The 25617-nt window shown below is 47.5% G+C and carries 20 protein-coding genes; 15 read left to right on the top strand and 5 right to left on the bottom strand.

From position 1 onward, the window contains the following. Positions 1-862 precede the first annotated feature (862 nt). The gene (locus V5J35_RS12190; RefSeq protein WP_354007396.1) at positions 863-1513 is read left to right on the top strand and encodes a hypothetical protein; all 651 of its coding nucleotides are present in this window, start codon (positions 863-865) and stop codon (positions 1511-1513) included. Between the two features lie 2 nt (positions 1514-1515). On the opposite strand, the gene V5J35_RS12185 is transcribed toward V5J35_RS12190, so the two are convergent. Beyond that, a complete protein-coding gene (locus tag V5J35_RS12185; RefSeq protein WP_354007395.1) occupies positions 1516-1797 on the bottom strand; it encodes a YheV family putative zinc ribbon protein in 282 nt (93 codons plus the stop codon). 226 nt (positions 1798-2023) lie between these two features. Between V5J35_RS12185 and V5J35_RS12180 the strand changes: the two genes are divergently transcribed. Beyond that, positions 2024-5434, top strand: a complete 3411-nt coding sequence (locus tag V5J35_RS12180) for a hypothetical protein (RefSeq protein ID WP_354007394.1) — start codon at positions 2024-2026, stop codon at positions 5432-5434. Here the strand turns inward: V5J35_RS12180 and prlC are convergent, their stop codons facing one another. Beyond that, positions 5435-7471, bottom strand: coding sequence for an oligopeptidase A (prlC, locus tag V5J35_RS12175; RefSeq protein ID WP_354007393.1), 2037 nt, complete (start codon positions 7469-7471; stop codon positions 5435-5437). 198 nt (positions 7472-7669) lie between these two features. On the opposite strand from prlC, the gene V5J35_RS12170 reads away from it, so the two are divergent. The 3 genes from V5J35_RS12170 (at position 7670) to V5J35_RS12160 (ending at position 9246) form a co-directional block, all read left to right on the top strand. Further along, entirely contained in the window at positions 7670-8212 is a 543-nt protein-coding gene (locus tag V5J35_RS12170; protein WP_354007392.1) for a gamma carbonic anhydrase family protein, read from the top strand. A gap of 60 nt (positions 8213-8272) precedes the next feature. Next, complete coding sequence (locus V5J35_RS12165) at positions 8273-8551, top strand: hypothetical protein (RefSeq protein WP_354007391.1); 279 nt, start codon at positions 8273-8275, stop codon at positions 8549-8551. A gap of 104 nt (positions 8552-8655) precedes the next feature. After that, positions 8656-9246, top strand: a complete 591-nt coding sequence (locus V5J35_RS12160) for a YhgN family NAAT transporter (protein WP_354007390.1) — start codon at positions 8656-8658, stop codon at positions 9244-9246. Between the two features lie 110 nt (positions 9247-9356). On the opposite strand, the gene soxR is transcribed toward V5J35_RS12160, so the two are convergent. Both soxR and V5J35_RS12150 read right to left on the bottom strand, forming a co-directional pair. Then, the gene (soxR, locus tag V5J35_RS12155) at positions 9357-9857 is read right to left on the bottom strand and encodes a redox-sensitive transcriptional activator SoxR (protein ID WP_354007389.1); all 501 of its coding nucleotides are present in this window, start codon (positions 9855-9857) and stop codon (positions 9357-9359) included. Between the two features lie 216 nt (positions 9858-10073). Continuing rightward, positions 10074-11957: a hypothetical protein gene (locus V5J35_RS12150; RefSeq protein WP_354007388.1), complete on the bottom strand. Its 1884-nt coding sequence runs from the start codon at positions 11955-11957 to the stop codon at positions 10074-10076. A 177-nt stretch (positions 11958-12134) separates the two neighbouring features. Between V5J35_RS12150 and V5J35_RS12145 the strand changes: the two genes are divergently transcribed. From V5J35_RS12145 to speB, 10 genes are all read left to right on the top strand, one after another. Then, positions 12135-12593, top strand: coding sequence for a hypothetical protein (locus tag V5J35_RS12145; protein ID WP_354007387.1), 459 nt, complete (start codon positions 12135-12137; stop codon positions 12591-12593). A gap of 249 nt (positions 12594-12842) precedes the next feature. Beyond that, a complete protein-coding gene (locus tag V5J35_RS12140) occupies positions 12843-14462 on the top strand; it encodes a peptide ABC transporter substrate-binding protein (protein ID WP_354007386.1) in 1620 nt (539 codons plus the stop codon). Positions 14463-14486: 24 nt separating this feature from the next. Continuing rightward, positions 14487-15413 carry an oligopeptide ABC transporter permease OppB gene (oppB, locus tag V5J35_RS12135; protein WP_354007385.1) on the top strand — a complete coding sequence of 309 codons (927 nt, stop codon included), beginning with the start codon at positions 14487-14489 and terminating at the stop codon, positions 15411-15413. Beyond that, on the top strand, positions 15413-16357 hold the full coding sequence (oppC, locus tag V5J35_RS12130) for an oligopeptide ABC transporter permease OppC (protein WP_354007384.1): 945 nt from the start codon (positions 15413-15415) through the stop codon (positions 16355-16357). The genes oppB and oppC overlap by 1 nt, the downstream gene beginning before the upstream one ends. A 10-nt stretch (positions 16358-16367) precedes the next feature. After that, on the top strand, positions 16368-17342 hold the full coding sequence (oppD, locus tag V5J35_RS12125; protein ID WP_354007383.1) for an oligopeptide ABC transporter ATP-binding protein OppD: 975 nt from the start codon (positions 16368-16370) through the stop codon (positions 17340-17342). After that, entirely contained in the window at positions 17339-18334 is a 996-nt protein-coding gene (oppF, locus tag V5J35_RS12120) for a murein tripeptide/oligopeptide ABC transporter ATP binding protein OppF (protein WP_354007382.1), read from the top strand. The genes oppD and oppF overlap by 4 nt, the downstream gene beginning before the upstream one ends. Before the next feature lie 575 nt (positions 18335-18909). Beyond that, entirely contained in the window at positions 18910-19806 is an 897-nt protein-coding gene (gene speE, locus V5J35_RS12115) for a polyamine aminopropyltransferase (RefSeq protein ID WP_354016532.1), read from the top strand. Between the two features lie 50 nt (positions 19807-19856). Continuing rightward, a complete protein-coding gene (gene speA, locus V5J35_RS12110; protein WP_354007380.1) occupies positions 19857-21869 on the top strand; it encodes a biosynthetic arginine decarboxylase in 2013 nt (670 codons plus the stop codon). Then, positions 21869-22792: an adenosylmethionine decarboxylase gene (locus tag V5J35_RS12105; RefSeq protein ID WP_354011287.1), complete on the top strand. Its 924-nt coding sequence runs from the start codon at positions 21869-21871 to the stop codon at positions 22790-22792. The genes speA and V5J35_RS12105 overlap by 1 nt, the downstream gene beginning before the upstream one ends. Continuing rightward, on the top strand, positions 22789-23706 hold the full coding sequence (speB, locus tag V5J35_RS12100) for an agmatinase (protein ID WP_354007379.1): 918 nt from the start codon (positions 22789-22791) through the stop codon (positions 23704-23706). Before V5J35_RS12105 ends, speB begins: the two co-directional genes overlap by 4 nt. A 69-nt stretch (positions 23707-23775) precedes the next feature. Here speB and V5J35_RS12095 read toward each other — a convergent pair whose 3' ends face one another. Further along, positions 23776-25530: a Fic family protein gene (locus V5J35_RS12095; protein ID WP_354007378.1), complete on the bottom strand. Its 1755-nt coding sequence runs from the start codon at positions 25528-25530 to the stop codon at positions 23776-23778. Positions 25531-25617: the final 87 nt, after the last annotated feature.

The raw sequence follows: 25617 nt of genomic DNA, 5'->3' as shown, positions 1-25617 counted from the left end.
TCAAAACGCCTTCACATTAGAAGACAAAGTCACACTACCTGGACACTGCAAATTAACTACACCCTAGCTAGCTGTTTATAAGCTACCAAGACATTAGTGCCTGAGTACCCGGGTAAAACAGGTGTCAATCTGTACCCCGGCTTGCTAAACCCAAATCGCAGGAACAACCTGCAATAAATACCCCTAGGATCTGACAATAATGATCCAAAGAGTATAGTCCCAGAACTCCATTAAACAACATGGATAAAAAAAAGGAAATTATTCTTGCACTTTTTCTCCTGGCAACCAGAAGAGGGAAAATACATTTTCATAGTAAAAACCAGACTGAAATTAAACGACAAAAGACGTTTTTAAGTTCTGTGACAATTGCGTTTTAGTTCCGTCATTTATCTTTTCTGGAAATTACCATGCCAATTAAAAGCCGTCAGGAACTAATTGTGAGTGAAGTCACAACAACAAAAAATTATTTTCATTCACATCATATTTTTTCCAGAGAATATCTTCCCGGACTGTCTTGTGAAAAGCAATGAAGCAATGGTCATTATCAGCTTATGTTGTGTGTCATTTTTTTGACTACACAACAGCTTCTAAAAATAAGAAATAGCTTATAAATCAAGGCATTTTTTTATTTTCTTTTTTTATTCTAAAAGTAATATTTTTTATGAAAAAGAGGTATTTAAAATTGCTTGTACTGAATCTGTCTCTATGGTCAATTATGTTTCGTTCCCGATGAACATTTGTCTGGATTTACATCCAGAGCCGTGTGTTTAAAACGCACCTGTTCAATAACTCGTTTTACAAGAGGGAACCCCGGAACCTCATCATCATTAGTCAGTACCAGCCACTGTCAATGGAGGCACAAATGGACGTGCAGGCGATCAGCGATCTTATCGATCACGCAAGAGAACTCGAAGCACAGAGCATGCATTTAAGTTCACTGGTGGAAAAGCAGCTCGACCAGCTGCACCACACCATAGAACTACCTGAAGAGAACGCATGCGAAACTCTGCTGAAGTTCGTCGCTGAATACATAGACCATGTTCCCGACTTTCTGAGAACGCTTGAAAAAGCCTCTGAAGAACTGGGAATTGAAGGCTTCATCTATCCGTTCCTGGATATCATCAATGAAAACTTTATGGCTCCTGTCCTTCAGTCACGATCAGACATTGATATGTATGAGCTGCTGGAAAAATCCTACTTTGCCCACCGGTTGATTGAAGAAGTCAATGACACCTGGCTGGCAAAAACCGGCAGCACTCTGATCCCCATGAATATGACCTGGCCCAACCTGATCATCCACGCCATTCTGGGAGAAGAGTTTGGCAATGAACTGGACTCAATAGTGGCGCAGACAGTACGGCATATGATGCGTTCCCAGGCTATTTTCAGCCCTGAAAAATTCCAGCAGTTTATCAACCAGAGAGATCCGGAAGAGTGGGTTAACACCTGGTCGAAATGGAACTGTATGTCCCATCAGATGGGCATTGACCTGAAGTTTACTTCCGCGGCCTGACACTAGCTGTCCAGTATACGAACCACCTGAACGTTCTGGTCTTCATTTACAGTGTCATGCCTGCCTTCGCCTTCGTGGGAGGCTCTGGTTTTCAAAAGCCGGGTTTTCGAGACCCTGGTTTCCGGAAGCTCTCCCACCAGAGCGGGCATTTCCTGCACTGCATCAGAAAAACCGCAGTCAACACATTCCCTGATGTCGCGGTCTTCTTTCCGGAAAACACGCACAGAGTCCTGAACGCCACAGGCAGGGCAAACTGCACCAGCTATAAACCGTTTTATTGTCATGATTGAAATTCCATAAGGCTCATCCAGCAATCCTTACCCGGTAATGGAGGGGCGGTCAACTACAGACATCCGACAGATTCCCAGCTTCAGTTTGCAAGGCATGAAGGCAAGGTTTTACGCCACAAAGTCTAACATATCGGGCAGCCTTCTAACGGAGAGCTTGTCGGAACTTTCTTTGCCTGCAAGAGTCCTACATAAACAGTGACAAAACTGGTAGAAACCAACTATGGATGGATTGGGATTATCATTAACATTAAGAGAAAACACAGGGCAGCCAATCGTTGAAACCAGTGGTCAACGCCAGAGTGTGACCAGACCATTCTCTCCTGCTACTTATATACCTGAAGCGGCGCCCTGCGAAGTGCTGCCGGAAAAGTCGATGGAGAGCTATAACATTGCCGTTACCGCTCCTTCTGCCGACCACTATGAACCAGACTCTGGCAACCATATACAGTCAGAAGCAAAGATGTTAGCCATCGATGTGCCGGGTGCCTGTCTGCAAGACCTTGGCCTGCCAGAAGATATATACCCCTCAACTCAGAATGTTCTGATAAAAACCAGCAAAATGGTGGATGTGCTGGAGGACGGACTTGAAGAGCTTTCAGTTGCGCTGAAAAAACGCCTTCCTCCGTCAGATTTCGATACTAAATTAAAAGGCCTTGAACAGTGCGTCTCCCTGATCCTTGAGGGTGCTTACAGATACAGCGAATGGCTTGAAAAAAAGCAAAAGCAATCACTCGATGAAAGAGAAAGAAAACAGTACTGGAGTAAAAAAAAGCATTGTCATAAAGCGATAGAAGAGCTGTGTCTCATAAAAAAAATCTGCCACAACACGCATCAGGCTTTCACAAATACAGCCAGAAACCAGACTGATAAAGCAGAAACCAGTGAGGTGCTGCCTTCTTATATGAGGTCAAACTCTTTCGACAACATCAGGCTGGACAGCACCAGAGCCTGCTTTAATCATCCCGGCGCATTCAGGGAGTCGTCAACTCAGGAATCCAACTACCCTGTCAGGGTGACTGTTCCGGTGAAAGCGCTACGATGCTGGGATGACACAAAAACACTCATAAACCCTATGGAAACAGGCGCTGTAGAAATCAGTGCGAGTACCCAGGTCAGTTGGCAGGAACTGGCCTCCATTACCACCAGCAAATTGTCGAAAATCACAGCCTCTTACTCAGATTCCTCTGCAGTCTGGAGCAGGCCAAAAGTTGTTGAAGAATTTAACGCTATTGTCTGCCTGCTGAGCTCATTGACTCTTTTTTGTAACCAGCTGTCAGGAAAAGCCTTACCAGAAACCCCATTGAACCTTCCATCCGATGTCAAAAAGCTTCTCCACCTGTTAAAAGAAACACAGCTTATAAGTAACCTGTATCAGCTTTTAGAAACGACGAAAGACTTCAGGGACAACCTGGGAGGGGCGAAACATCATCGACATGCCAAACGTTTAGCTAATGCCCTGAAATCATTTACCAGCCTGCAGGGTATTATAAATACAGAACCACAAAGTCCACCGGAGGATGAGCCACCTGTTTCGGAGACTGATACTCAACCTTCTGGTTCCGGATATAACCTTCGCAAGCGTATCCGTTCATCCGGGCAAAGTGCTCCACCGGGGGAGGAGCCACCTGTCACGGAGACTGATACTCAACCTTCTGGTTCCGGATATAACCTTCGCAAGCGTATCCGTTCATCCGGGCAAAGTGCTCCACCGGGGGAGGAGCCACCTATCACGGAGACTGATACTCAACCTTCTGGTTCCGGATATAACCTTCGCAAGCGTGTCAGTTCATCCGGGCAAAGCGCTCCACCGGTCGACACTCATTTGCCTAAACGAAAGAAACAGTTGCCAGACAAAAGGGACCTCTGCTCCATTGGCAGTGGCCTGAAGGTTCTGCCAAGCAGGATTCCCGGTGCAAGCAAGGGGCTTTTTGCGAACAGAAATTTTGACAAGGGCGATTATATTACCTGGTATGGCGGCGACGTTATGGAAGTCAGCGATAGCGACCGGCAAGGCGGTAACAGCTGGAGACACAGGATTAGCCTGGATCAGCATACGGTTATTCAGTCCCCTGAAAAACCTGCCCGGGGAGAGGGCGGAGGAGCCTTTATCAATGACGGGATCAACATCTTTTCACCGCCTAATGTGAAGATGATTGCTTTTCCCCGTCTTAGTACTGTTTATGTTCAGGCTTTGCAACCTCTCAAAAAGGGAGATGAATTGCTGGCTTCATACGAGGAGCGTCACTGGGAGACTCTTAAGAGCCAGTGTCCTGATGAGTATGATCGTTTGGTGGCACCTCAGATCCGCAGCCGGGAAACAGCTTTGGAACTGCTGGATAAAAGGGATCCCAAAGGGAACATGGCATCTGTTGTCACCGCCCTAGGAGAAACAGCCTTACCCTCAATGCCTGAGTGGACCGGAGACAAGACTAAGTGGACGCCCGATAACGTCCGCTATGCCCTGTTCAAAGCCAAAGTGGCTGACGGAGAAATTCTCAACCTGCCGGTTTTACGACAGCTGAACCCCAGCTCGGACGAATATTTTACCGCAATTGCCATGTATGCCGTCTCTTTAAGCGCAACCCCCAGAATGACAGCTTTTGACTGGAATGGAACAAAAAACAGAGAGGCTCTTCCATTGCCTCAAAACGGTGTATTTAAAGCAGGCCAAAGGTGGAGTTCATCACATTTTGAACTTTTCAGGCGGTTGTTTCAGTCAGACAGCGATACAAGTCTGGACAAGCTAAAAATGTGCCTGAAAACACTGGAACCGGCATCAACAGCCTATGAAGACATGCTTGAGCATTACATAAAAATGGCAACAGGCTTAAAGCCAGGCGATACTCTCGACTTAAAGGATCCCAAACAGAGAGAGATCAGGAGAAAGCTCTACAAACTTCTTCCAGGCCTCCCGCTGCCTGTCAATTACAAAGGGAAACCTTTTCTGGCAGCCTCTGAAAACAGTGATCGCCAGGGCAGGGAGTCTGCGAGCTGGACTTTTCAGGATGTTTACAGATTTTTAAGGACATCTGGTATTGACGTTCAAGAGTACGACAGGAGAGACATAGGTAGAACTCATCAACTTAAAACCAGCCTGACAGAATGTACCGGACAAGGAGAAGAAGATTATTTTCAACAGCTTAAGACGTGGTGCCAGAAAGAGGGTTTTAACTTTGCCCGTATAGCAGACCTTATTAAAAGAACGAACACTACGGCGCCAGCTCCTTTCAGGTTGAAAAGTGTCGAGGGCTTAAACCTGAAGCATCAGCAACCTTCTGGTCACGGAATCGCTTTGCAATACCTTGAGCATTTTGGTTTTGATGACCACGGATTACTACTAAGCCTGAGCAGTATTGCTGTTTACAAAGCATTAGAGCTGTTTCAACAACCGGTTATCCCGTCTCTGGCTCCCCTTTATGAACAGCTGTTTTCTTATGCATGGAGATCCCTGTCAGATGAAAGGGCGGCAGAAGTTGCACTACAAAGACACCCAACGCTTAGTTTACCGATATCTGTAAAGGATAAGACATTTAATCAAGCGTTCAGGATATTAAAGAATAAAGGTATCAAGCTGGAAAAACAGATGCAGCATGCCGCCCCCATGCAAAGCATGGAAACGGCATCAGGGTGATCAGGCAATACCGCTGTGACGCAACAGAGCGTCAATCTCAGGCTCACGGCCACGGAAGTTTACAAACAGTTCCATGGGTTCAGCAGAGCCGCCTTTCTCCAGAATTTCATTCAGGAAAGACTCACCGGTTTCACGGTTAAAAATGCCTTCTTCCTCAAAACGGGAAAACGCATCAGCCGACAATACCTCAGCCCACTTGTAGCTGTAGTAACCTGCCGCATAACCGCCAGCAAAAATATGACTGAAGCTGTGCTGGAAGCGATTGAAAGCAGGCGGGATCACAACAGAAACCTGTTGTCGCACTTCATTCAATACCTCCTGAACGGCTTTGCCTTCCGCGTAATTTTTGTGCAGTTTAAAGTCAAACAGGGCGAACTCCAGCTGACGCGCCATCATCATGGCGGACTGGAAGTTTTTAGCGGCCAGCAGTTTATCCAGCATTTCCCGGGGCAGCGGCTCACCGGTTTCGTGATGCCCGGAAATCAGTGCCAGACCTTCTTCTTCCCAGCACCAGTTTTCCATAAACTGGCTTGGCAGCTCGACCGCATCCCATGCCACGCCATTAATGCCAGACACCGGGGAGTAATCCACTTTCGTCAGCATGTGGTGCAGGCCGTGACCAAATTCATGGAACAGGGTAACCACTTCGTCGTGGGTCAGCAGTGCAGGCTTATCGCCAACAGGCGGCGTAAAGTTACAGGTCAGGTAAGCAACAGGTAGCTGCACTTTTTTCTGTCCGGGAACACTGCGACGTACACGACACTCGTCCATCCAGGCACCGCCACGTTTGTGCTCACGGGCATAGAGATCAAGATAGAAACGACCAATCACAACACCATCGCGTTTAATGTTGTAGAAACGCACATCTTTGTGCCAGACATCCACATCGGTCGCCGTTTCAAAGGTGATGTCAAACAGTTTCCCGACCACGGCAAACATGCCATCAATGCTCTTCTCTGCCGGGAACCACGGGCGCAGCTCTTCCTGAGAAATGGCATAACGGTTCTGACGCAGCTTTTCGCCGTAGTAACCAATGTCCCACGCCTGCAGGTCTTCAACACCGTATTCATCTTTGGCAAAGGCTTTTAGCTCTGCCAGCTCTTTTTCCGCCTGAGGTTTGCTGCGTGCCGCCAAGTCTTCCAGAAAAGCCACCACCTGGTCTGGTGATTCAGCCATTTTGGTGGCCAGCGAGTATTCTGCATAATTATCAAAGTCCAGAAGTTGAGCCAGTTCATGGCGCAGCTTCAGGATATTTTTAAGGTTTTCGCTGTTATCAAACTCTCCTGCGTTGGGTCCCTGGTCAGAAGCCCGGGTGCAGAAGGCGGTGTAAACTTCTTCACGCAGTTCCCGGTTATCGCAGTAGGTCATTACCGGGAAGAAACTTGGGAAGTCGAGGTTCAGCATCCAGCCCTGATCGTGGCCTTTTGCCTCAGCCAGTTGGCGTGCGCCAGCCAGTGCAGATTCCGGCAACCCTTTTAATTCGTCTTCATCGGTAATCAGCTTTGACCACGCCATGGTAGCGTCCAGAACATTGTCGGAGAACTTGCTGGTCAGCTCAGACAGTTCTTTCTGGATGTCGCCGTAACGAGCTTTTTTGTCTTCAGGCAGGGCAACGCCAGCCAGTTTGAAATCTCTCAGATAGTCATTGACCACTTTCTGCTGGGCTTTGTCGAGCTGCGTAAAATCACCCGCTTCCGCAATTTGGCGATAGGCTTCATACAAAGCCTGATTCTGTCCAATGCGTGTAGAATATTCGGAAAGAATGGGCAGACAGGCGTTGTAGGCATCACGCAACTCATCGCTGTTCACCACTGCATTCATATGTCCTACCGGAGACCATGCCTGGTTAAGGCGATCACCCAGAACATCCATGGGTTCCTGTAAAGACTGCCAGCTGAAGCTGGACGTGTTTGCCAGCAACGATTCTATTGCCTGCTCATTTTCTTTAATGATGGTTTCAACCGCTGGCTGCACATGCTCAGGATTGATCTTTGAAAAAGGAGGCAGTTCGGAAGACTGAAGCAGCGGGTTGCTCATGTGTAATGCTCTCTGATCTGTTCTTATTTATCACAATGGGTACATCAGAACGCTATTTCAAGCATGCTGTGTATCGGCCATTCAAATTTTCTCTTACTCCTGACTGTTTATACGTCCCTGAGCCACTAAAAAACAGAGAGCCTGTTAGAATAGTTTTAAAACCGAACTCTAATCTTCAGTGCCAGAGCGAGAAGCGCCATGAACCCTGCCATAAGAACCTTCAAAGGGAAAACGCCGGTTACCGGCAAAGGAGTGTTTATTGATCCGACTGCATTAGTCATTGGCGATGTGGTGATTGGCAAAGACAGCTCGATATGGCCTATGAGCGTTGTTCGGGGAGATATGAACAGCATTCGAATTGGTGAACGCACCAGCATTCAGGATGGTTCAGTTCTGCACATTACTCACGCCAGCCATTACAACCCAAAAGGCCATGCTCTGACTATTGGCAGCGATGTTACCGTGGGTCACAGCGTTACCCTGCACGGATGCACACTTCATGACCGGTGCCTGATCGGTCTTGGCTCTATTGTAATGGACGGTGCAGTGGTTGAAGAAGAAGTCATAGTGGCAGCAGGCTGCCTGGTGCCTCCGGGCAAACGCCTGCAGAGTGGTTTCCTCTATAAAGGCAACCCGGCCAGGATGGTGCGTCCGCTGACCGAACAGGAAATCAGCTTCTTTTCCTACAGTGCAGTCAATTACGTAAAACTGAAGGATGAGTATATTGCTGAAATGAATTAAAAAATAATTTTATATTCTCTTTATTAAAATTTAGCCCATAGTCTTACAGACACTCTCTAAATGGCTCCCTATGCTTGTGAAATCAAGGATGATTTTGGAGATGTAGTCATGAGCCAGTCAATCACTCCCAGCTCAGCCCCGGTCAACGAGATAAGTCAGAGCGCCCTTATGGTGGCGGATCAGCAAACAGGAACGCAGGACATCAGCAAAAGCAGCCTGAAGACTGAAAAGCCCCGTGAAAGTCAGGCTCAAACCAGCGCCGACATCATTCATGGTTCCGTTAAAGATAAAAAGGCAAGACTGGCTTTATTGATACACCAGCAAAATTTGGCGATTTAACATTCAGAATCGCCATCTTGCCTGCATATCCCCTATCTTGGATTTTTAAAACTCCGATGATATAAGCCTGACCAAGATTCATAACTGATCATGGTTGTTTATAAATGGATATTCTCTCTACTGCAGTCCTGCTGTTCCTGATCATGGACCCACTGGGCAATATGCCCATCTTTATCTCAGTCTTAAAACACGTGCCTGAGGAGCGAAGAACAAGAGTTCTGATTCGTGAGTTGCTTATCGCTCTGCTGATTCTGCTCGTGTTCCTGTTTGTCGGCGACAACATGCTGACTCTGCTGAGTCTTGAACAGGAAGCGGTCAGCATTGCAGGCGGCGTGATCCTGTTTTTGATTGCCTTGAAAATGATATTTCCTCCTGCGCGCGGGGGCGGCATTATGGGGGACACACCGGATGGCGAGCCTTTCATCGTGCCGATGGCCACGCCTCTGATTGCAGGCCCGTCCATTCTTGCCACCCTGATTCTTCTGGGCAATCAGCACCCGGGACAGGAAACTCAATTAATTGCAGCGGTTCTGCTGGCCTGGTTTGTCAGCTCTGCCATTCTGGTGTTCTCAAACCGTATTATGAAGCTGCTGGGTACTCGTGGCGTATTTGCGATTGAACGTCTGATGGGTATGATCCTGATCATGCTGTCGGTGCAGATGCTGATTAATGGTATTACCAGCTACATCCACTAATTAAACCGAACAGAGCCATTGGATTATTGCTGATGGCTCTGGCAATGAATTTTCCATTACGGTGTGGCTTGCAGGCTTACCCATTCAGACAACTAATAATTCAGCCCACTTTAAGTCAAGTCGGAATTCTTATTCTCAGAACTGATTTCAGCAAACCGTTCTTCCGGGGCTTCCATGACATAACGCGCACCAGCACCGTGTGAGGCCACAGCGTCGTTCGGATTCACCAGCTCACAATGCTTCATAGACAGGCAACCGCAACCCATGCAGCCATTGAGCTGTGAACGCAAACGCTGCATGATGGCAATTCGTTCATCAAGCTGCCTGCCCCAGCGCCGGGCCAGAATATCCCAGTCTTTCTTGTTTGGCGTTCGGTTATCCGGCAGGGCAGCAAACGCCTGGGCAATTTCTTCTAATGTCACCCCAAGCTTCTGTGCTATCTGTATTACTGAAATCTGTCGCAGCATGGACGGATGATAGCGCCGCTGGTTGCCAGCCGTCCGGACAGAACGGATCAAATGCCTGGTCTCATAAAATCTCAGGGCTGAAGGGGCTACGCCTGTGCGCTCAGCCACTTCACTAATGGTCAGGAACTTATCATTGCGACGCATCAAACTACCGGACTAGTCAGTAAAAAAACACAAGACTACTACAATCCAGACAGAGATTTTTCCATAGTTACCTTTTTACTTGCACTAATTGACTGAAGAAAGCACATAATCGAACCAGCTAATCATCTACTCTTCGATATTTTTCAGGACAGGCCAGATGATACATAAGGACAGTAACATTGTGAGATTTAATAACCCTGAGCCTACAGCAGACGACTACGGTAAGTTAAGCCCAAGGTTTCGCATTAAATCGTCATCACCAAAATTTTCAGGGTCACCCATCTCAATATCGTCAATATCGCCAATATAAAAATCACCAATATCAAAATCTCTTGTTAAGTTGTCCTCGAACATTTCTTCTAACGTCTTCCAATCCTCGGTAGTCTCTCTGGCTTCAGGACAAGTATCCGAAGATTTGCCAGATAAGTACTGCTCTGTACTTCCAGACAACAATTTTGATTGGGGGGTACTATTAGCTGCCAAAGCTTTTTCTTTTGCTCTGCTCCAGGCTGCCGCAAGCCTGTTACGTACTTTTCTACTTAATCCAGATATATTCTTCAGTTCATCATCACTGACATCTCTTTTAAAAATTTCTTCTGCGTTTTTTTTCATTTGTCTGGAACCATAGAAAATCATGTCTGCTAAAGCAGGGATTTCTACTCTTTCAGCATATTCATCAATAATGTAGCCATGTTCTTTTTCCCTATAGTAATCTAAACATTTCAATATATTATCAATAGTCAAATATTGTTCAGAGTCACGTTTCTCTCTATTTGAACATTTTAATTCAGAAGTACTTGCTTCTCTTATAAAACGCTCTTTTTTTCTATTTCTTATTGCTTGTTGAGTTAATCTGGCTCTAAGCCTTTTTTTCTCTAATTTGCTTATTTCTGGAGTGTTACTACTCAAAGTCTTCTGATCAAATTTATCTACTGGCAGTGGAAGTTTCACTACTTTAGTTTCCCAATCAGACTTTGCACTACTCTTTGGTATTTGCACTTCAATAAAATCATCACTTGAAGTATATTTCTCAGGATGATTCAATCTCATTATATTGGCACGAATAAATCTGTCGCGTTTTTTTTCATAGTGACTAATAAACAGTCTACGCATTTCATATATATTGTCTTTCCCTATAACCTGGTTATCATCACCTTCAATAAGATGTTCTGCAATTTTACCAAAATCATGATTAAACTCTTCAAACACTGCCGGAAACTGTTTTACATAGTCATCCAAACGTTTCTCGATGTAGGATTTATCGAACATAACTTTATTATAAAATTCATTTCTTAAAGCATCGCGTATTGCTTCCAGAAACCCTTCTCCATATTTTTTTTCAATCTTTAACTGGATGTTTTTTTTCTCTTTCTTAGTTACTGATTTTTTTTTAGTTTTTAAAGTCGTTCTTTTCTTTTTTATTGCCGTTTTTTTTGACTCTGATTTTATATAAGGTACTGTACAAGTGTCTTGTTCACTTTCACTGCCAGCTGTACCTGATTGTTCTCCAACAGCCTCTTCAATAGGACCAGTAAGTAGAGTCAGGTAAGCAGGCATTAACGCTTGCTCGGAATGACTCAAAGGAGAATTACTTTCAGTAATGACTCCAGCCCCTGTTTCCAATCCAGACAAAGTCTCTGTTTCAGATATCGCACTATAAGATACTTGTGAATTCAACGTTTCGATTACATATTCACCGTAGAGCGGGTTTGCTTTAGCGTATTCGTTAATCAACCTATTCTTTAGGCGTGTTCTTTCATCTTCTCCACCGGACTTCTTCGTACTTGCTTCTAATGGGCTACTTTCAGGTGCTATGGGTTGACGATCATAAACCCCTTGAGAGCTATTTACCGGACAGAGCAGCATATTGCCGGGTAATCCTTCAGAAGGTTGTGTGGCATCTACGGTTCTTTTTTTCTTAGCGGCTATTTCTTTTACCTGAACTTCTGGGCTATAAGCACAAACGTGCTTCAGGCTGCTTTTCTGAAGGCGATAACCAGCAAACAATCCCGTTTCAGTACCGTCATCACCACCCGACGCCTGCTGCTTGCCTTCAGTACTCATCTGGGGAAGGGAGGGAAGACCCGTCATTCTATCCATGAACATAATCCTTTGAACTAAAGAGAGTTTTTTCTGCTCAAAGCATTAAGACAGTTTAAACTGAAAAATGTTCCATACGGCTCTATTGACCGGTAAACCGCACACAAGACTACGACAGGCAAGTGGTTCTCCGCTGAGTCGGTATTTTGGTCATCGTGAACAGGTGTCTACGTCTTTATGCCCAACAATATTTCCCATGAAGAGCTGCTCTCCAACTATATGGGTTATGTTATCCAAAATCCTTTTCAGGATAGACTTACCTCTAATCTGTTCCTGTCCAGTGAACCCGGTTCTGACATGGGATATATTGAACTGTTTCCAAACAATACCCCAATTCCTGTACCCGTAGAAAACATACAGCTGGGAGAACGGATGTTTTTTCCGGAATCAGTTACCTATATATTCCAGAGAAGATCTTACCATTCAGAGGTTATTCGGGTTATCACTCCAAGCTCTCCATCAGAAGGTGACACTTTTGTACCTTCCCCCTATTCAGGGCCACCATTACAGCTTCACAGCCCTTTTGCTTTTGTTAAGGCTCCGACAACCCCGCACACACCACTGGTGAATGAAGCGCCCTCTGTGCGCGAAAGCTGTTTCTGCGCATTGATCAAGCACATTAAAGGTAACCAGTAAAACAGAACCCTGCGCCAGACCGCATAAGCAGACGCTATCGGTATAACATGAACGGGTGATGCCAGAGAAAAACTCAGGGCAACTACAACCCAGACTGAGATATTTCTACAGTGACTGTTTTTTTACTTGCATTACCTGATACTTGATCCATCTTCAGACATCTAGTTAGATGGGCTTTACAGCCTTGCCTGAACGCTATTACAAATGACCATAGCTAAAGAAAAACAGGTAGAGAGGAACACAATAATAATGAAGTGCTTGTCCATGATGGCGGCCGTTGCCGTTATGACCGTATTACTGATTCCAGCCTCAAATGCTGCCGTCGTTCCGCCCGGCGTTAAACTCGCCAACGTGCAGGAGCTGGTCAGAGACAACGGTGTAGAACCCGCCTCCCTTGATCCGCACAAGGTTGAAGGGACGCCCGGAGGCCACATAACCCGCGACCTGTTTGAAGGGCTGGTTAATCAGGATGCCGATGGCAATATTGTTCCCGGACAGGCCGAAAGCTGGCTGGTCTCCGACGACAACAAGGTCTTTACCTTCAAGATTCGTGACAGCGCCCGATGGTCTGATGGCTCTCCGGTGACAGCCCATGATTTTGTCTATGGCTTCCAGCGGGCGGTTGATCCCTCCACAGGCTCCCGCTATAGCTGGTACATAGAAAAAACCACCGTTATAAATGCCTCAGCCATTATTCGTGGTGAGAAACCGGCGTCAGCACTGGGGGTAAAAGCGCTGGATAACAGAACCTTCCAGATTACGCTGGAGCAACCGGTTCCTTACTTCATTAAGATGCTGGCACAGCATACGACCTTTCCAACCCATCGAGCCACCATTGAAAAATACGGTGACGAATGGACCCGCCCCGGCAAAATGGTGTCTAACGGCGCTTACAGGCTGGATGAATGGGTCGTCAACGGCAAGATTGTACTCAAGCGCAACCGGCAGTACTGGAATGATAAAGAAACCATCATTAACCAGGTCACGTTCCTGCCAGTCGCTTCCGACTCCGCCAAACTGCACCGTTACAAAACCGGCGAACTGGATATGACCGACACCGTACCGCTGGAACATTATAAAAACCTGATGAAGACCATCCCTGAGCAGGTAAAAACCTCTCCGGAGCTGGGTACCTATTACTACAGTTTTAATACCACCAGGCCACCCCTGAACGATGTCAGGGTTCGTAAAGCTCTGTCTTATGCCATTAACCGGTCCGCCATAACGGACTACATTCTCGGGCAGGGACAAAAGCCTGCTTATGCGTTTACTCCGGAAAGCATTAATGGTTTTACACCACCGGAAACAAGCTTCAGCAAACTGACCCAGCAAGAGCGCAACCAGAAAGCCGCCCAGCTGATTCGTGAAGCCGGGTATGGTCCCGACAAGCCTCTGGAAGTCACTATTATTTACAACACCAGTGAGGCACACAAAAAACTGGCGATAGCCATTGCCCAGATGTGGAAACCTCTGGGGGTAACCGTAAAACTGGAAAATAAGGAGTGGAAAACCTTTCTGGATATGAAACGCAATAACCGGTTTGAAATTGCCAGAGGTGGCTGGATGGGCGACTACAATGAAGCATCAACCATGCTGGATCTGCATACAACCGGTCATGGGCAGAACGATGCCCGCTTCAGCAACGAACAATACGATGAATTAATGAAAAAGTCCCGACGGGCAGAAACTGAGAAAGAGCGCAACGCCCTCTACTCCCGGGCCGAGCAGATTCTTGCGGAAGAAATGCCGGTTGCGCCTATTTACCAGTATGTTAACAGCAGGCTGGTCAAACCCTACGTTGGCGGTTATCCAATCAACAATGTTGAAGGCACCATTTACACAAAAGATTTGTATATAAAAGAGCATTAAATACACTTCCAACAGAGAGAGTAGATGCTGCTATTCATTCTGAAACGACTGGCACTGGCGATTCCCACCCTGTTAATACTGGTGACGCTGTCGTTTTTTCTGATTCAGACAGCGCCGGGCAGCCCGTTTACGGGGGACTTTAATATGCCCCCGGAGATCCTTGCCAACCTGGAGGCCAAATACCAGCTCGACGAACCGCTGCACCGGCAATACTTCTACTATCTGTCCGACCTGCTGAAGGGCGACCTTGGTCCTTCGTTTAAATATCAGGATTACTCGGTCAACGAACTGGTTGCCCAGAGTCTGCCCCTGTCCATCAAACTCGGATTAACGGCTTTTGTCGTTATGGTCACCGTGGGCGTCAGCCTGGGTACTGTTGCAGCTATCCGGCAGAATACCTTGGTCGATTATCTGGTGATGAGTTTTTCAATGACAGGTGTCGTACTACCATCGTTTGTTATTGCGCCAATTCTGGTGCTGCTGTTTGCAGTCACTTTAGGCTGGTTACCCGCTGGCGGCTGGAATGATGGCAGCTGGCAGAACATGGTGTTGCCCGTGGCATCACTCACCATTGTTTATATTGCTTCTGTCGCACGCATCATGCGCTCCAGTATGATTGAAACCCTGAACAGCCCATTCATAAGGACAGCACGGGCAAAAGGGCTTCCGGCTCATCGCATCGTATTACGGCACGCCCTAAAACCTTCGCTGCTTCCGGTTGTGTCATACCTCGGACCCGCCTTTGTTGGCATTATCACCGGTTCAGTGGTGATTGAAACCGTGTTTGGCTTACCGGGCATAGGGCAACACTTTGTGAACGGTGCGCTGAACCGGGACTACTCGCTGGTGCTGGGTCTGACTATTATCGTTGGCGCGCTGACCATCCTGTTTACGACCCTGGTCGATATACTCTACGGACTGATTGATCCCAGAATCAGAATAAAACACTAATGGCTAAAAAGACGTCCATCAACACGCCATTGAGCAACCAGAGCCAGACAGCGGTTGAACAGTTTTCTAAAACTCTTGAGGAACAGAGTCAAGTCGCTGGCCGTAGCCTCTGGGAAGACGCCCTCCGTCGTTTTCTAGGCAACCGTGCTGCTGTCCTGAGCATGATCATGCTGATGGTGATTTTGCTGTTAGTCCTGTTTGGCTCATCAATCAGTCAGTACACTTTTGACGAAATTGACTGGTCGAATATGACCAGTCCCCCTTCCATTGAAACCGGTCATTACTTTGGTACAGACCACCTTGGGCGCGATCTGTTTGTCCGTACTCTGGAAGGCGGGCGAATTTCGTTTATGGTGGGAGTCCTTGGTGCGCTGGTTGCGGTGATTATCGGTACCGTCTATGGCTCCATTGCCGGTTATCTTGGCGGGCGAATTGATGTGGTGATGATGCGTGTCGTAGAAATTCTTGAATCTTTTCCTTTCATGTTTCTGGTGATTCTACTGGTTACCTTTTTTGGACGTTCCATACTGCTTATTTTTATTGCTATTGGTGCAGTCTCCTGGCTGGATATGGCCCGTATTGTAAGGGGGCAGACGCTTAGCCTGAAACGCAGAGAGTTTGTTGACGCTGCCATTATCAGTGGTGCCAATACGAGACAGATTCTGTTTCGTCATCTGATTCCTAACCTGTTGGGAATTGTTGTGGTCTACGCCTCGTTGCTGGTGCCGGGTATGATTCTGTTCGAGTCTTTCCTCAGTTTTCTGGGGCTCGGTGTTCAGGAGCCCATGACCAGCTGGGGCGCATTAGTGAATGAAGGCTCGCTGTCTATTGAAGTCGCCATCTGGCAACTGATTTTTCCAACGGCATTTCTGGTGGTCACCCTGTTCTGCTTCAATTTTATCGGCGATGGTTTGCGGGATGCCCTTGACCCTAAAGAACGATAGGAAGAAGTGAATGAGCCTGTTAACGGTTAATGATCTGGAAGTTCGCTTCAATACCCCTGACGGTGAAGTCGTCGCGGTGAACCGGCTGAATTTCTCTTTGCAGGCCGGTGAAACCCTTGGACTGGTTGGCGAGTCCGGCTCCGGCAAAACACAGACCGCGTTCGCCCTGATGGGGTTGCTGGCAAAAAACGGTTCAGTGAAAGGCTCAGCCATCTTTTCAGATCAAAACCTGCTGGCCCTGCCTGATTCTGAAATGAATAAAATCAGGGCTAACCAGATCGCCATGATTTTTCAGGACCCAATGACTTCCCTGAACCCTTATATGAAAGTGGGACCCCAGCTGATGGAAGTTCTGCAGCATCACAAGGGTATGAATAAAAAAGCGGCGTTTGCAGAATCCGTCAGAATGCTCGATGCCGTAAAAATGCCGGAAGCCCGCCAGCGCATGTCCATGTATCCTCACGAATTTTCGGGCGGTATGCGCCAGCGGGTGGTCATCGCCATGGCATTGCTTTGCCAGCCCGGACTGCTGATTGCTGACGAGCCCACAACGGCTCTGGATGTGACGGTTCAGGCGCAGATCATGGTATTACTGCAGGAGCTGAAGCAGGACTTTGGCACATCGATTATTCTCATCTCCCATGATCTTGGCATCATTGCCGGACTCTGCGACAAAGTACTGGTGATGTACGCCGGCCAGACCATGGAGTACGGTACAACAGACGATATTTTCTACAATCCCTCCCACCCTTACACTCAGGCTCTGCTGGCATCAATTCCCCGCATTGACAGTCATTCCACAGAGCTGGTTTCTATTCCCGGCAACCCGCCCAATCTGCTGAACCTGCCACCGGGCTGTCCCTTTCAGGAACGCTGCCAACATACCTCAAGCAACTGCCAACACTCACAACCTGAACTCAGAACCTTTGCAGACCAGCGACAACGAGCCTGTTTCTGGAAACCGGAAAGCGAGGTTAAACCATGAACAATGCTCCATTATTAAGTGTTCGAAACCTCAAAGTGCATTTTCCGGTGACGGGTGACAAAACCTGGCCGTGGCAGAAGTCTCCTGTGCTCAAAGCCGTTGACGGCATAAGCTTTGACCTGTCGGCAGGGGAAACCCTTGGCATTGTCGGGGAGTCTGGCTGTGGCAAATCAACCCTGGCAAGAGCCATTATTGGTTTGACAGCGGCAACAGCAGGGGAGGTGATCTGGCAGGGCAGGTCTGTTACCGGTTTAAAGAAGCAGGAGCGCCGGGACATACAACAGCAAATTCAGATGATCTTTCAGGACCCGCTGGCATCCCTGAACCCACGCTTGACCATTGGCGACATCATTGCCGAACCACTGCGGAACTATCAGCCAGAGTTGTCAAAGCCGGTCGTTCGCCAGCAAGTCAGAGAAATGATGGACAGGGTAGGGTTACTGCCCAATGTTATTAACCGCTACCCTCATGAGTTTTCAGGCGGTCAGTGCCAGCGGGTGGGCATCGCCCGGGCTCTGATACTGAAACCCCAACTGGTGATCTGTGATGAGCCGGTGAGTGCGCTGGATGTCTCCATTCAGGCACAGGTGATTAATCTGTTACAGGCATTGCAGCAGGAGATGGGGCTGGCACTGCTGTTTATCGCCCACGACCTCAGTGTCGTGAAGCATATCAGCGACCGTGTGCTGGTTATGTATCTTGGCAGTGAAATGGAATCAGCGAATTCGGAACAGCTGTATGCTCAACCCATGCATCCTTACACCCGGGCGTTGCTGGCTTCCGTATCAGTGCCAGACCCTCACCTTGAACGCAGTAAATTGAATAACCAGACCATCGAACTGCTCGAAGGCGATCTGCCATCCCCCATCAACCCGCCTTCCGGCTGCGTTTTCCGAACCCGCTGCCCTGTCGCCAAACAGGACTGCGCCCGGATAAAACCGGACTTTCAGGATAAAGGTAACCAGCACAAAGTCGCCTGCCCGAATACCTGAACTGCGGCAATCCGCATAGGGTTCGCCTATATTTGTTCCATTTTTTGCTTGTCTTTAAATAAGTTCAAAGGTTTAATTCGCACCTTTCCTGATACACGCAACCTGAAACCAAACAACCTGAGGAACTTATGGTTCTCAAAGTCTGAACCGTGCGTTAAATCGACCCGACTTTCTTCAATGAAAGCGCTGCCGGGGAAACAAACGTGCGGAATTAATTGTGGAGTGACTCTGATGTACAAACCAACCTGCTTACTGGCCACCCTTTCCCGGCCAGCCCGAAATGCTTCTCTGCATTCAGATTCAGTTATCAACTTCATCAATCGAATTCGTAAGACTTCTTCACATCATTCTTCACATAAGAGTGACCTTTCCTCTTTTCACTCATGGTTGTTCACCTACCCCTGACTGGCTGACCTGAACAAAACAGGTCAGAACCGTTTTCCGTATTTACGGTCTACTACCCTATCTACTGCGCGAATCACTGCGCTCAGGCAGAGAGCTTGCCCCATCCACCGGGATGAAGAGGCGGCATTTCTGCATTGATCGCTGTTAAAGAGCTGTTAAAGGATTCAATGATGCACAAAGACAACACTTATCTGGAAACCCTGTACTCCGGTTACGGACAGAGCTTTACCGTTGACAAGGTACTGTTTGAAGACAAAACCGAACATCAGCACCTGATTATTTTTGAGAACGAAGTCTTTGGTCGTGTCATGGCGCTGGACGGAGTGATCCAGACCACCGAAAAAGACGAGTTTATTTACCACGAAATGCTGACCCATGTACCCGTTCTGGCTCATGGCAGTGCAAAGCGTGTACTGATTATCGGTGGTGGTGACGGCGGTATTTTGCGTGAAGTGCTGAAACACAAGAGTGTTGAGCATGTCACCATGGTTGAAATTGACCAGGCGGTTGTAGATATGTGCAAACAGTGGCTGCCAAACCACTCTGCCGGTTCCTATGAAGATCCTCGTGTCAACCTGGTGATCGACGACGGCGTCAAGTTTGTTAACAACCCGGAAAAAGCAGCGGACAAGAGCTTCGACGTGATTATCTCTGACTGCACAGACCCGATTGGTCCGGGTGAAGTGCTGTTCTCCTCCGATTTCTACAACGGCTGCAAACGCCTGCTGACTGAAAAAGGCATCTTCGTCGCCCAAAACGGCGTACCGCTGATGCAGCTGGAAGAAGTGGAAACCACTGCAATGCGTCTGGGCAGCTACGTTAAAGACTGTCATTTCTATGCTGCCGCCATTCCGACTTACGCCTGTGGCGTAATGACCCTGGCATGGGGAACGGACGACACAGAAGCACGCAAAGTCAGCGTTGAAGAGCTGACCAGTCGTTTTGAAGCCAGCGGCATTAACACCCGTTACTACACACCGGCTCTGCACCACGGTGCCTTTGCACTGCCACGCTACGTTGAAGAAGCCATTGAGAAAGCAGAAAGCGCAAGAAAAGAAGCCTCGTGACAAGCAGCCATGAGCGAAAAGAGGCTGGTTTTTCCAGAGTAAAAAGCTAAATGGATAACACTGAAGACTTTAGTGACAGCAGACCTTTCCCGGCGCAGGCAGTGCTGGGAGAACCCCTGTCTGACCAGAAAACAGAAAGCAGCGTCGCTGAAAGCTGGAACGTGGAAGAAGCCCGTTCCACCTACAACATTCGCTACTGGAGCCAGGACTATTTTGACCTGAACGACAATGGCAATGTAACAGTGAATATGAAGGGCAAACCTCCGGTTAACCTGGACACCATTGCCCATCAGCTAACCCGGCAGGGGGTGTCTCTGCCGGTGCTGGTGCGTTTCCCGGAAATTATTCATGACCGGGTCGATTCTCTGTGCAATACCTTTAACCGTGCCATTCACGACTATGGTTACGACAACCAGTATCTGGCGGTGTACCCGATCAAGGTCAATCAGCAGCGCGCCGTGGTGGAAGAAATTCTGGAAAGCCAGTCTGCCCGCCAGAACCGTCAGCTGGGTCTGGAGTCCGGTAGTAAACCGGAGCTGCTGGCTGTGCTGGCTCTGGCGAAACGAGCCAGCTCGGTTATTGTCTGCAACGGTTACAAAGACCGGGAATACGTTCGGCTGGCTCTGATTGGTGAAAAGCTGGGGCATCAGGTTTACATCGTTCTGGAAAAACTCACCGAGCTGGATATGGTGCTCGCTGAAGCCGCCAAACTGGGCGTAAAACCAAGGCTGGGCTTACGGGTTCGTCTTGCTTCCCAGGGTAAAGGTAAGTGGCAAGCCAGCGGTGGCGAGAAATCCAAGTTCGGGCTGTCTGCCAGTCAGGTGTTGCATGTTATAGATCGGTTGAAACAGGAAGAACATCTGGACTGCCTGCAACTGCTGCATTTCCATCTTGGGTCTCAGATTGCCAACATTCGTGACGTTCGCAAGGCTGTCAGCGAATGTGGCCGTATTTATGCCGAGCTGTATCGCATGGGCGCTCCGGTGAAATTTCTGGATGTTGGCGGTGGCCTTGCGGTGGACTATGAAGGTACCCGCAGCCAGAGCCACTGTTCCATGAACTACAGCCTGCAGGAATATGCGAACAATATCGTCTATACCATTGGCGACCTGTGTAAACAGTACGACCTGCCAGCTCCGGGCATTATTTCCGAGTCCGGTCGTAACCTGACCGCCCATCATGCCGTACTGATTACCGATGTTGTCGGTGTGGAAAGCTACGAGCCGGAACTGCTGAATGCACCTGCCGACGACGCTCCCCGCCTGCTGCACAATATGTGGAGTTCCTGGCAGGATCTGGCCCGGGGGTTGAGCCAGCGCGCCCTGGTGGAAGTCTATCACGACAGTCAGGCTGACCTTGCCGAAGTACATACGCAGTTTGAAATGGGTCTGCTGGGGCTGGAACACCGGGCCTGGGCAGAAAACGTTAACCTGCGTATCTGTCATACCCTGAAAAAACGCCTGTCCACCCGCAACCGGGCGCACCGGCCATTGATTGATGAGCTGAGTGAGAAGCTGGCGGACAAATTCTATGTCAACTTCTCCCTGTTCCAGTCTCTGCCCGATGCCTGGGGAATTGATCAGGTGTTTCCGGTTCTGCCGCTGTCCGGGCTGGACAGGCCGCCGGAAAAACGTGCCGTGATGCTTGACGTTACCTGCGACTCCGACGGCGTGATCAACCAGTACGTTGATGGTCAGGGCATTGAAACCACTTTGCCGGTACCCACCTGGCATCCTGATAAGCCTTACCTGATTGGTATTTTCATGGTGGGTGCCTATCAGGAAATTCTGGGCGATATGCACAACCTGTTTGGCGACGCGGATACGGCTTCGGTACGTATAACGGATCTGGGACTGGTTGAAGTCACTGAATATCAGCCCGGCGACACGGTGGAAGACGTGCTGCGCTACGTCAATCTGCAACCGGAAAGCTTTTTGCGTACTTACCGGCAGCTGGTCAGGGAAAGCCTGCCACTTAACGAACAACAGGCCACACTGGCCGAACTGGAATCAGGACTGCGGGGTTATACCTACCTCGAATACGTCGGAGGGAATGAGCTGTGATGTTTTTTGAAGGCTCGGAAAAGAAAGTTGAAATGGTAACAGCGCCCGAAGCAGGCTCACTGCGTGCGATGGGTAAAGATTTCTGGGCGGGTGTCGTCACCAAAGCCCAGGCAGAAATTCTGGATACCATCAGCAACGAACACTGCGACGCTTACCTGTTGTCTGAATCCAGCCTGTTTGTCTGGCACGATCGCTTTCTGATGCTGACCTGCGGTACCACAACCCTGGTGGATGCGACCCTGCACTTTCTGGATCATTTCCCGCAGGAACACATCCATTTTGCCAGTTTTCAACGTAAAAACGAGTACCAGTCACACCTGCAGAAAAGCTCCTTTGAGGAAGATATTGAGCGCCTGGGTAAACGTCTCGAAGGTTACGCGTTTCGTCTGGGTCATCTGGACAGTCATCACAACTACGTTTTTCATCTGGATAAGCCTTATCAGCCGGAAGCCGACGATAGCACCAGTGAGCTGTTGATGTACCACATCAAAGGTAAAAATGCCGATTACCTGCGCACTGAAGGCCAGACCATTGAAGGAATTCGCAGCCTGTTAAGACTGGATGAGATCCTGCCGGGCTTTGCAATCAGTGACTGGCTGTTTGAACCCTTTGGTTATTCCCTGAATGCGATTAAGGGGAATCGTTATGCGACCTTTCATATTACACCGCAGGAGGACAGTTCCTACGTTAGCTTTGAAACCAACATGGATCTGGAGAGCAATCATGTCATCCGGATTCTGCTGGAAGCACTGAATCCCGGTTGCTGGGACCTGATTGGCTTTAACGCTGAGCAGACACTGCCAGAAGGTCAGGACTATCTGTGCATGTCTAGTTGCGATCTGCCTCTGAGTTGTGGATATGATATGAGTTTCAGACATTATCAGCACTCCGGACATGCCCGGGTGGAGGCGGAGAAACTATGAGTACCTTAGGACAAAGGGAAGACCACTCCCTGTATGCCAATGCCTTTGGCTATCTGCGCCAGCCTTTGAACTTCCATCCACAGAACAGCAGTGCTGATGTGATTGTCACCGGCATTCCGTTTGATCTGGCCACCACAGGCCGCAGCGGCAGTCGACTGGGGCCTGAGGCCATCCGCAAAGCATCCAAGAACCTGGCCTGGGAAGGCGGGCGCTGGCCGTGGAATTTTGATATTACCAAACGTCTGTCCATCGAAGACTGTGGCGACCTGGTGTTTGATTTTGGCGATGCCCAGCAAATGTGTGACCACTTGTTTGAACATGCTGACGGCTTGATTGCTGCTGGCAAGACATTACTCTGTTTCGGTGGTGACCATTATGTCTCTTTGCCGCTGATGCGGGCTCATGCAAAGCATTACGGTGAAATGGCTCTGGTTCATTTTGACGCCCACACCGATGATTACGACAATGGCGCTAAGTTTGATCACGGCACTATGTTTTATCACGCTCAGGTAGAAGGGCTGATTGATCCACAGGCTTCGGTACAGGTTGGTATTCGTACAACATACGACTATAAAAACACACCATTTAATGTACTGGAGGCTGACTATGTTAATGATGCCCCTGTCGATGAGGTGGTAGAGAAAATTCGTCAAATTGTTGGTGATCGTCGTATATATCTCACCTTTGATATCGACAGCCTTGATCCGGCTTACGCACCGGGAACCGGCACACCGGCCTGTGGCGGTCTGACCACTGACAGGGCTTTGAAAATCCTGCGAGGCTTAAAAGGGCTGGATATTGTTGGAATGGATGTGGTGGAAGTCTGCCCGGCTTATGACCACAGCGACATTACGGCACTGGCCGGAGCGACGATTGCGCTGGAGTTGTTGTATCTTCAGAGCTTCCGTAAATAGAGCTTTTTGGTGACTGCCCGATATCGGGCAGTTCTCCCTTTTTTAAAAGCGTCTGCAGCTCTGGGACGGTTATTGAATTTTACATCCTGGCCTGCAGCCGCCTGCAGGGCGATAACGCTCCTTTAAAAAGTTATAAACCTCATTCTGACCATGATCTTTACTCCACTTTAGAAGGTTTAGTTTTTTCCAGGGTATAATTTGAACCTCTGGCTGATCCAGATGAGGGTAGTTGTCAAAAATGAATTTAACTCCTTCTATGTCACCTTCAGCACAAGCCAGAATGAGTTTCTGCTCATTTGAAAGGTAGGGCTGCAAGTCAATTGCTTCTGTAAGAACGGGGGCATCTGTACAATAAGGGAGAAATTCAGCCGCAATACGAGAAGGTTTACAGGTATCGATCATGCTCCATGGGTCTTTTATTGTCTGGTGGAGAAGTAGACCTCGCTCAAACAGTAAGGCAGGAACCAGTGCAGCAAAGCAGGATCGCCCGTTACCATCCATAAATGGATGAAGTCTTTGTATAGAGCAGCACAGATTAATAACTTTAGTTATTTTCTCCAGACTGCTGTCTTCAGATTTAATATCCTCGTAATAGTTCTTTAATAATAAATTGACAATATCTGGCTTGTGCTCACTAAAAGGTTTCTTAACGACAACTGATATAGATAAAGGAATTTTTCCAACTTTATAGCATTTCGGGTAATAATTCACGAGAAATACATAGAGTTTTTTATTTGACATTAAACTCCAAAAACCATTATCTTCATCTTTCATCTTAAAATCATACATTTTATTGCCACTCCGTTGTAGCTCATCTATTGTTTTGTCACTGATGGCATATTTTTTATTAATCGTGTTTTTTGTTCGTCTGATTCCACAATAAGATAAACCGAGTTCTTGATTAAACATTCTGTCCATAAAATCTGTAAACTTAACACTTTCTCTGAAGTAGTAATTATTAGTAACCATATCGATGACTTCTCCACCTTCCAGAAAGTCTTTTATTGACTCAAGACTGCCTTCTTTAGGGACTAAATCGTAATAGTTACCAGGGGTCGATTCAACTGAATAAAGTATTGAAGCAGCAATTCGAAGTTCTTTATAGGTTATTTTTTTTTTGCTTATTATGCAGTTTAAAAGACTCATAAAACATAATGATGTTTTATTTAAAAAAGATGGCTCATCTTCAAAAACAAAACCGCCAAATTCGTTACCTTTTTCATCAACAGCTCTATCTCTTTCAATAAATAGCTTATGCAAAAATAAATTTTCATCTTCTTTAGTCGAGCTTTTTTCAAGCATTTTATTAAAGTCAAAGTGTATAGATTGGTATATTTTTACATCATTTATAAGGTTTTTTAAAAACCTCTTCTGACTTTTATTGAAATCCTGATGTTTTTCTATTTCCTCATATATTAAATTTAATATTTCATGCTTATGTTTTATGGGTATGTCTTTATCTTCAGTGAGAGCCGTCAAAGGCTGAGAAAGTGATTTCAGAGACTCTCTTTCATGGGACTTTACCATTATTGTAGGGATGTTTTGGTTACGATAAATTCTCACTCCTGTAAATTCTGAATTTGAAAATCCATTCAGGATTGCATTCCAGATAGCGTTAAAATGCTTGTCATGGTTCAGACTACAGTCTGTTTCTATGGCAACAGCCCTGCTTTTTATTTCTGGGTATTCATAAGGGCTTGATTGTCCTGGCAGGTATACTGTCTGAACGTCTAAAGGGGCAGCACCACTTTTTTTTTCTGGCTGTGTATTCTCTAAAGTACCTGCATATATACTGTTAGGGGACGTACTTTCCAGAGACTGCATAATCTGTATCTCTTCTAATGTTCTTTTGCTTCTATCAGATTCCCCTTTTTTGTATAAGTTCCCCTCGTCCCCCTGTTCTATAAATAA

Origin of the sequence: Endozoicomonas sp. NE40, assembly GCF_040549045.1 — a bacterium.
Classification (GTDB): domain Bacteria; phylum Pseudomonadota; class Gammaproteobacteria; order Pseudomonadales; family Endozoicomonadaceae; genus Endozoicomonas_A; species Endozoicomonas_A lisbonensis.
This window is presented reverse-complemented; position numbering and strand designations above follow the sequence as displayed.

What these genes read in the sequence shown, in the direction of transcription:
- V5J35_RS12105 (WP_354011287.1), top strand. Translation starts at nt 21,869, where the DNA reads ATGTTTTTTGAAGGCTCGGAAAAGAAAGTTGAAATGGTAACAGCGCCC.
- oppC (WP_354007384.1), top strand. Translation starts at nt 15,413, where the DNA reads ATGGCTAAAAAGACGTCCATCAACACGCCATTGAGCAACCAGAGCCAG.
- V5J35_RS12140 (WP_354007386.1), top strand. Translation starts at nt 12,843, where the DNA reads ATGAAGTGCTTGTCCATGATGGCGGCCGTTGCCGTTATGACCGTATTA.
- speA (WP_354007380.1), top strand. Translation starts at nt 19,857, where the DNA reads ATGGATAACACTGAAGACTTTAGTGACAGCAGACCTTTCCCGGCGCAG.
- prlC (WP_354007393.1), bottom strand. Translation starts at nt 7,471, where the DNA reads ATGAGCAACCCGCTGCTTCAGTCTTCCGAACTGCCTCCTTTTTCAAAG.
- V5J35_RS12165 (WP_354007391.1), top strand. Translation starts at nt 8,273, where the DNA reads ATGGCTCCCTATGCTTGTGAAATCAAGGATGATTTTGGAGATGTAGTC.
- soxR (WP_354007389.1), bottom strand. Translation starts at nt 9,857, where the DNA reads ATGCGTCGCAATGATAAGTTCCTGACCATTAGTGAAGTGGCTGAGCGC.
- V5J35_RS12180 (WP_354007394.1), top strand. Translation starts at nt 2,024, where the DNA reads ATGGATGGATTGGGATTATCATTAACATTAAGAGAAAACACAGGGCAG.
- oppF (WP_354007382.1), top strand. Translation starts at nt 17,339, where the DNA reads ATGAACAATGCTCCATTATTAAGTGTTCGAAACCTCAAAGTGCATTTT.
- V5J35_RS12160 (WP_354007390.1), top strand. Translation starts at nt 8,656, where the DNA reads ATGGATATTCTCTCTACTGCAGTCCTGCTGTTCCTGATCATGGACCCA.
- V5J35_RS12170 (WP_354007392.1), top strand. Translation starts at nt 7,670, where the DNA reads ATGAACCCTGCCATAAGAACCTTCAAAGGGAAAACGCCGGTTACCGGC.
- V5J35_RS12185 (WP_354007395.1), bottom strand. Translation starts at nt 1,797, where the DNA reads ATGACAATAAAACGGTTTATAGCTGGTGCAGTTTGCCCTGCCTGTGGC.
- speB (WP_354007379.1), top strand. Translation starts at nt 22,789, where the DNA reads ATGAGTACCTTAGGACAAAGGGAAGACCACTCCCTGTATGCCAATGCC.
- V5J35_RS12150 (WP_354007388.1), bottom strand. Translation starts at nt 11,957, where the DNA reads ATGGATAGAATGACGGGTCTTCCCTCCCTTCCCCAGATGAGTACTGAA.
- V5J35_RS12190 (WP_354007396.1), top strand. Translation starts at nt 863, where the DNA reads ATGGACGTGCAGGCGATCAGCGATCTTATCGATCACGCAAGAGAACTC.
- oppD (WP_354007383.1), top strand. Translation starts at nt 16,368, where the DNA reads ATGAGCCTGTTAACGGTTAATGATCTGGAAGTTCGCTTCAATACCCCT.
- V5J35_RS12095 (WP_354007378.1), bottom strand. Translation starts at nt 25,530, where the DNA reads ATGCAGTCTCTGGAAAGTACGTCCCCTAACAGTATATATGCAGGTACT.
- V5J35_RS12145 (WP_354007387.1), top strand. Translation starts at nt 12,135, where the DNA reads ATGCCCAACAATATTTCCCATGAAGAGCTGCTCTCCAACTATATGGGT.
- oppB (WP_354007385.1), top strand. Translation starts at nt 14,487, where the DNA reads ATGCTGCTATTCATTCTGAAACGACTGGCACTGGCGATTCCCACCCTG.
- speE (WP_354016532.1), top strand. Translation starts at nt 18,910, where the DNA reads ATGCACAAAGACAACACTTATCTGGAAACCCTGTACTCCGGTTACGGA.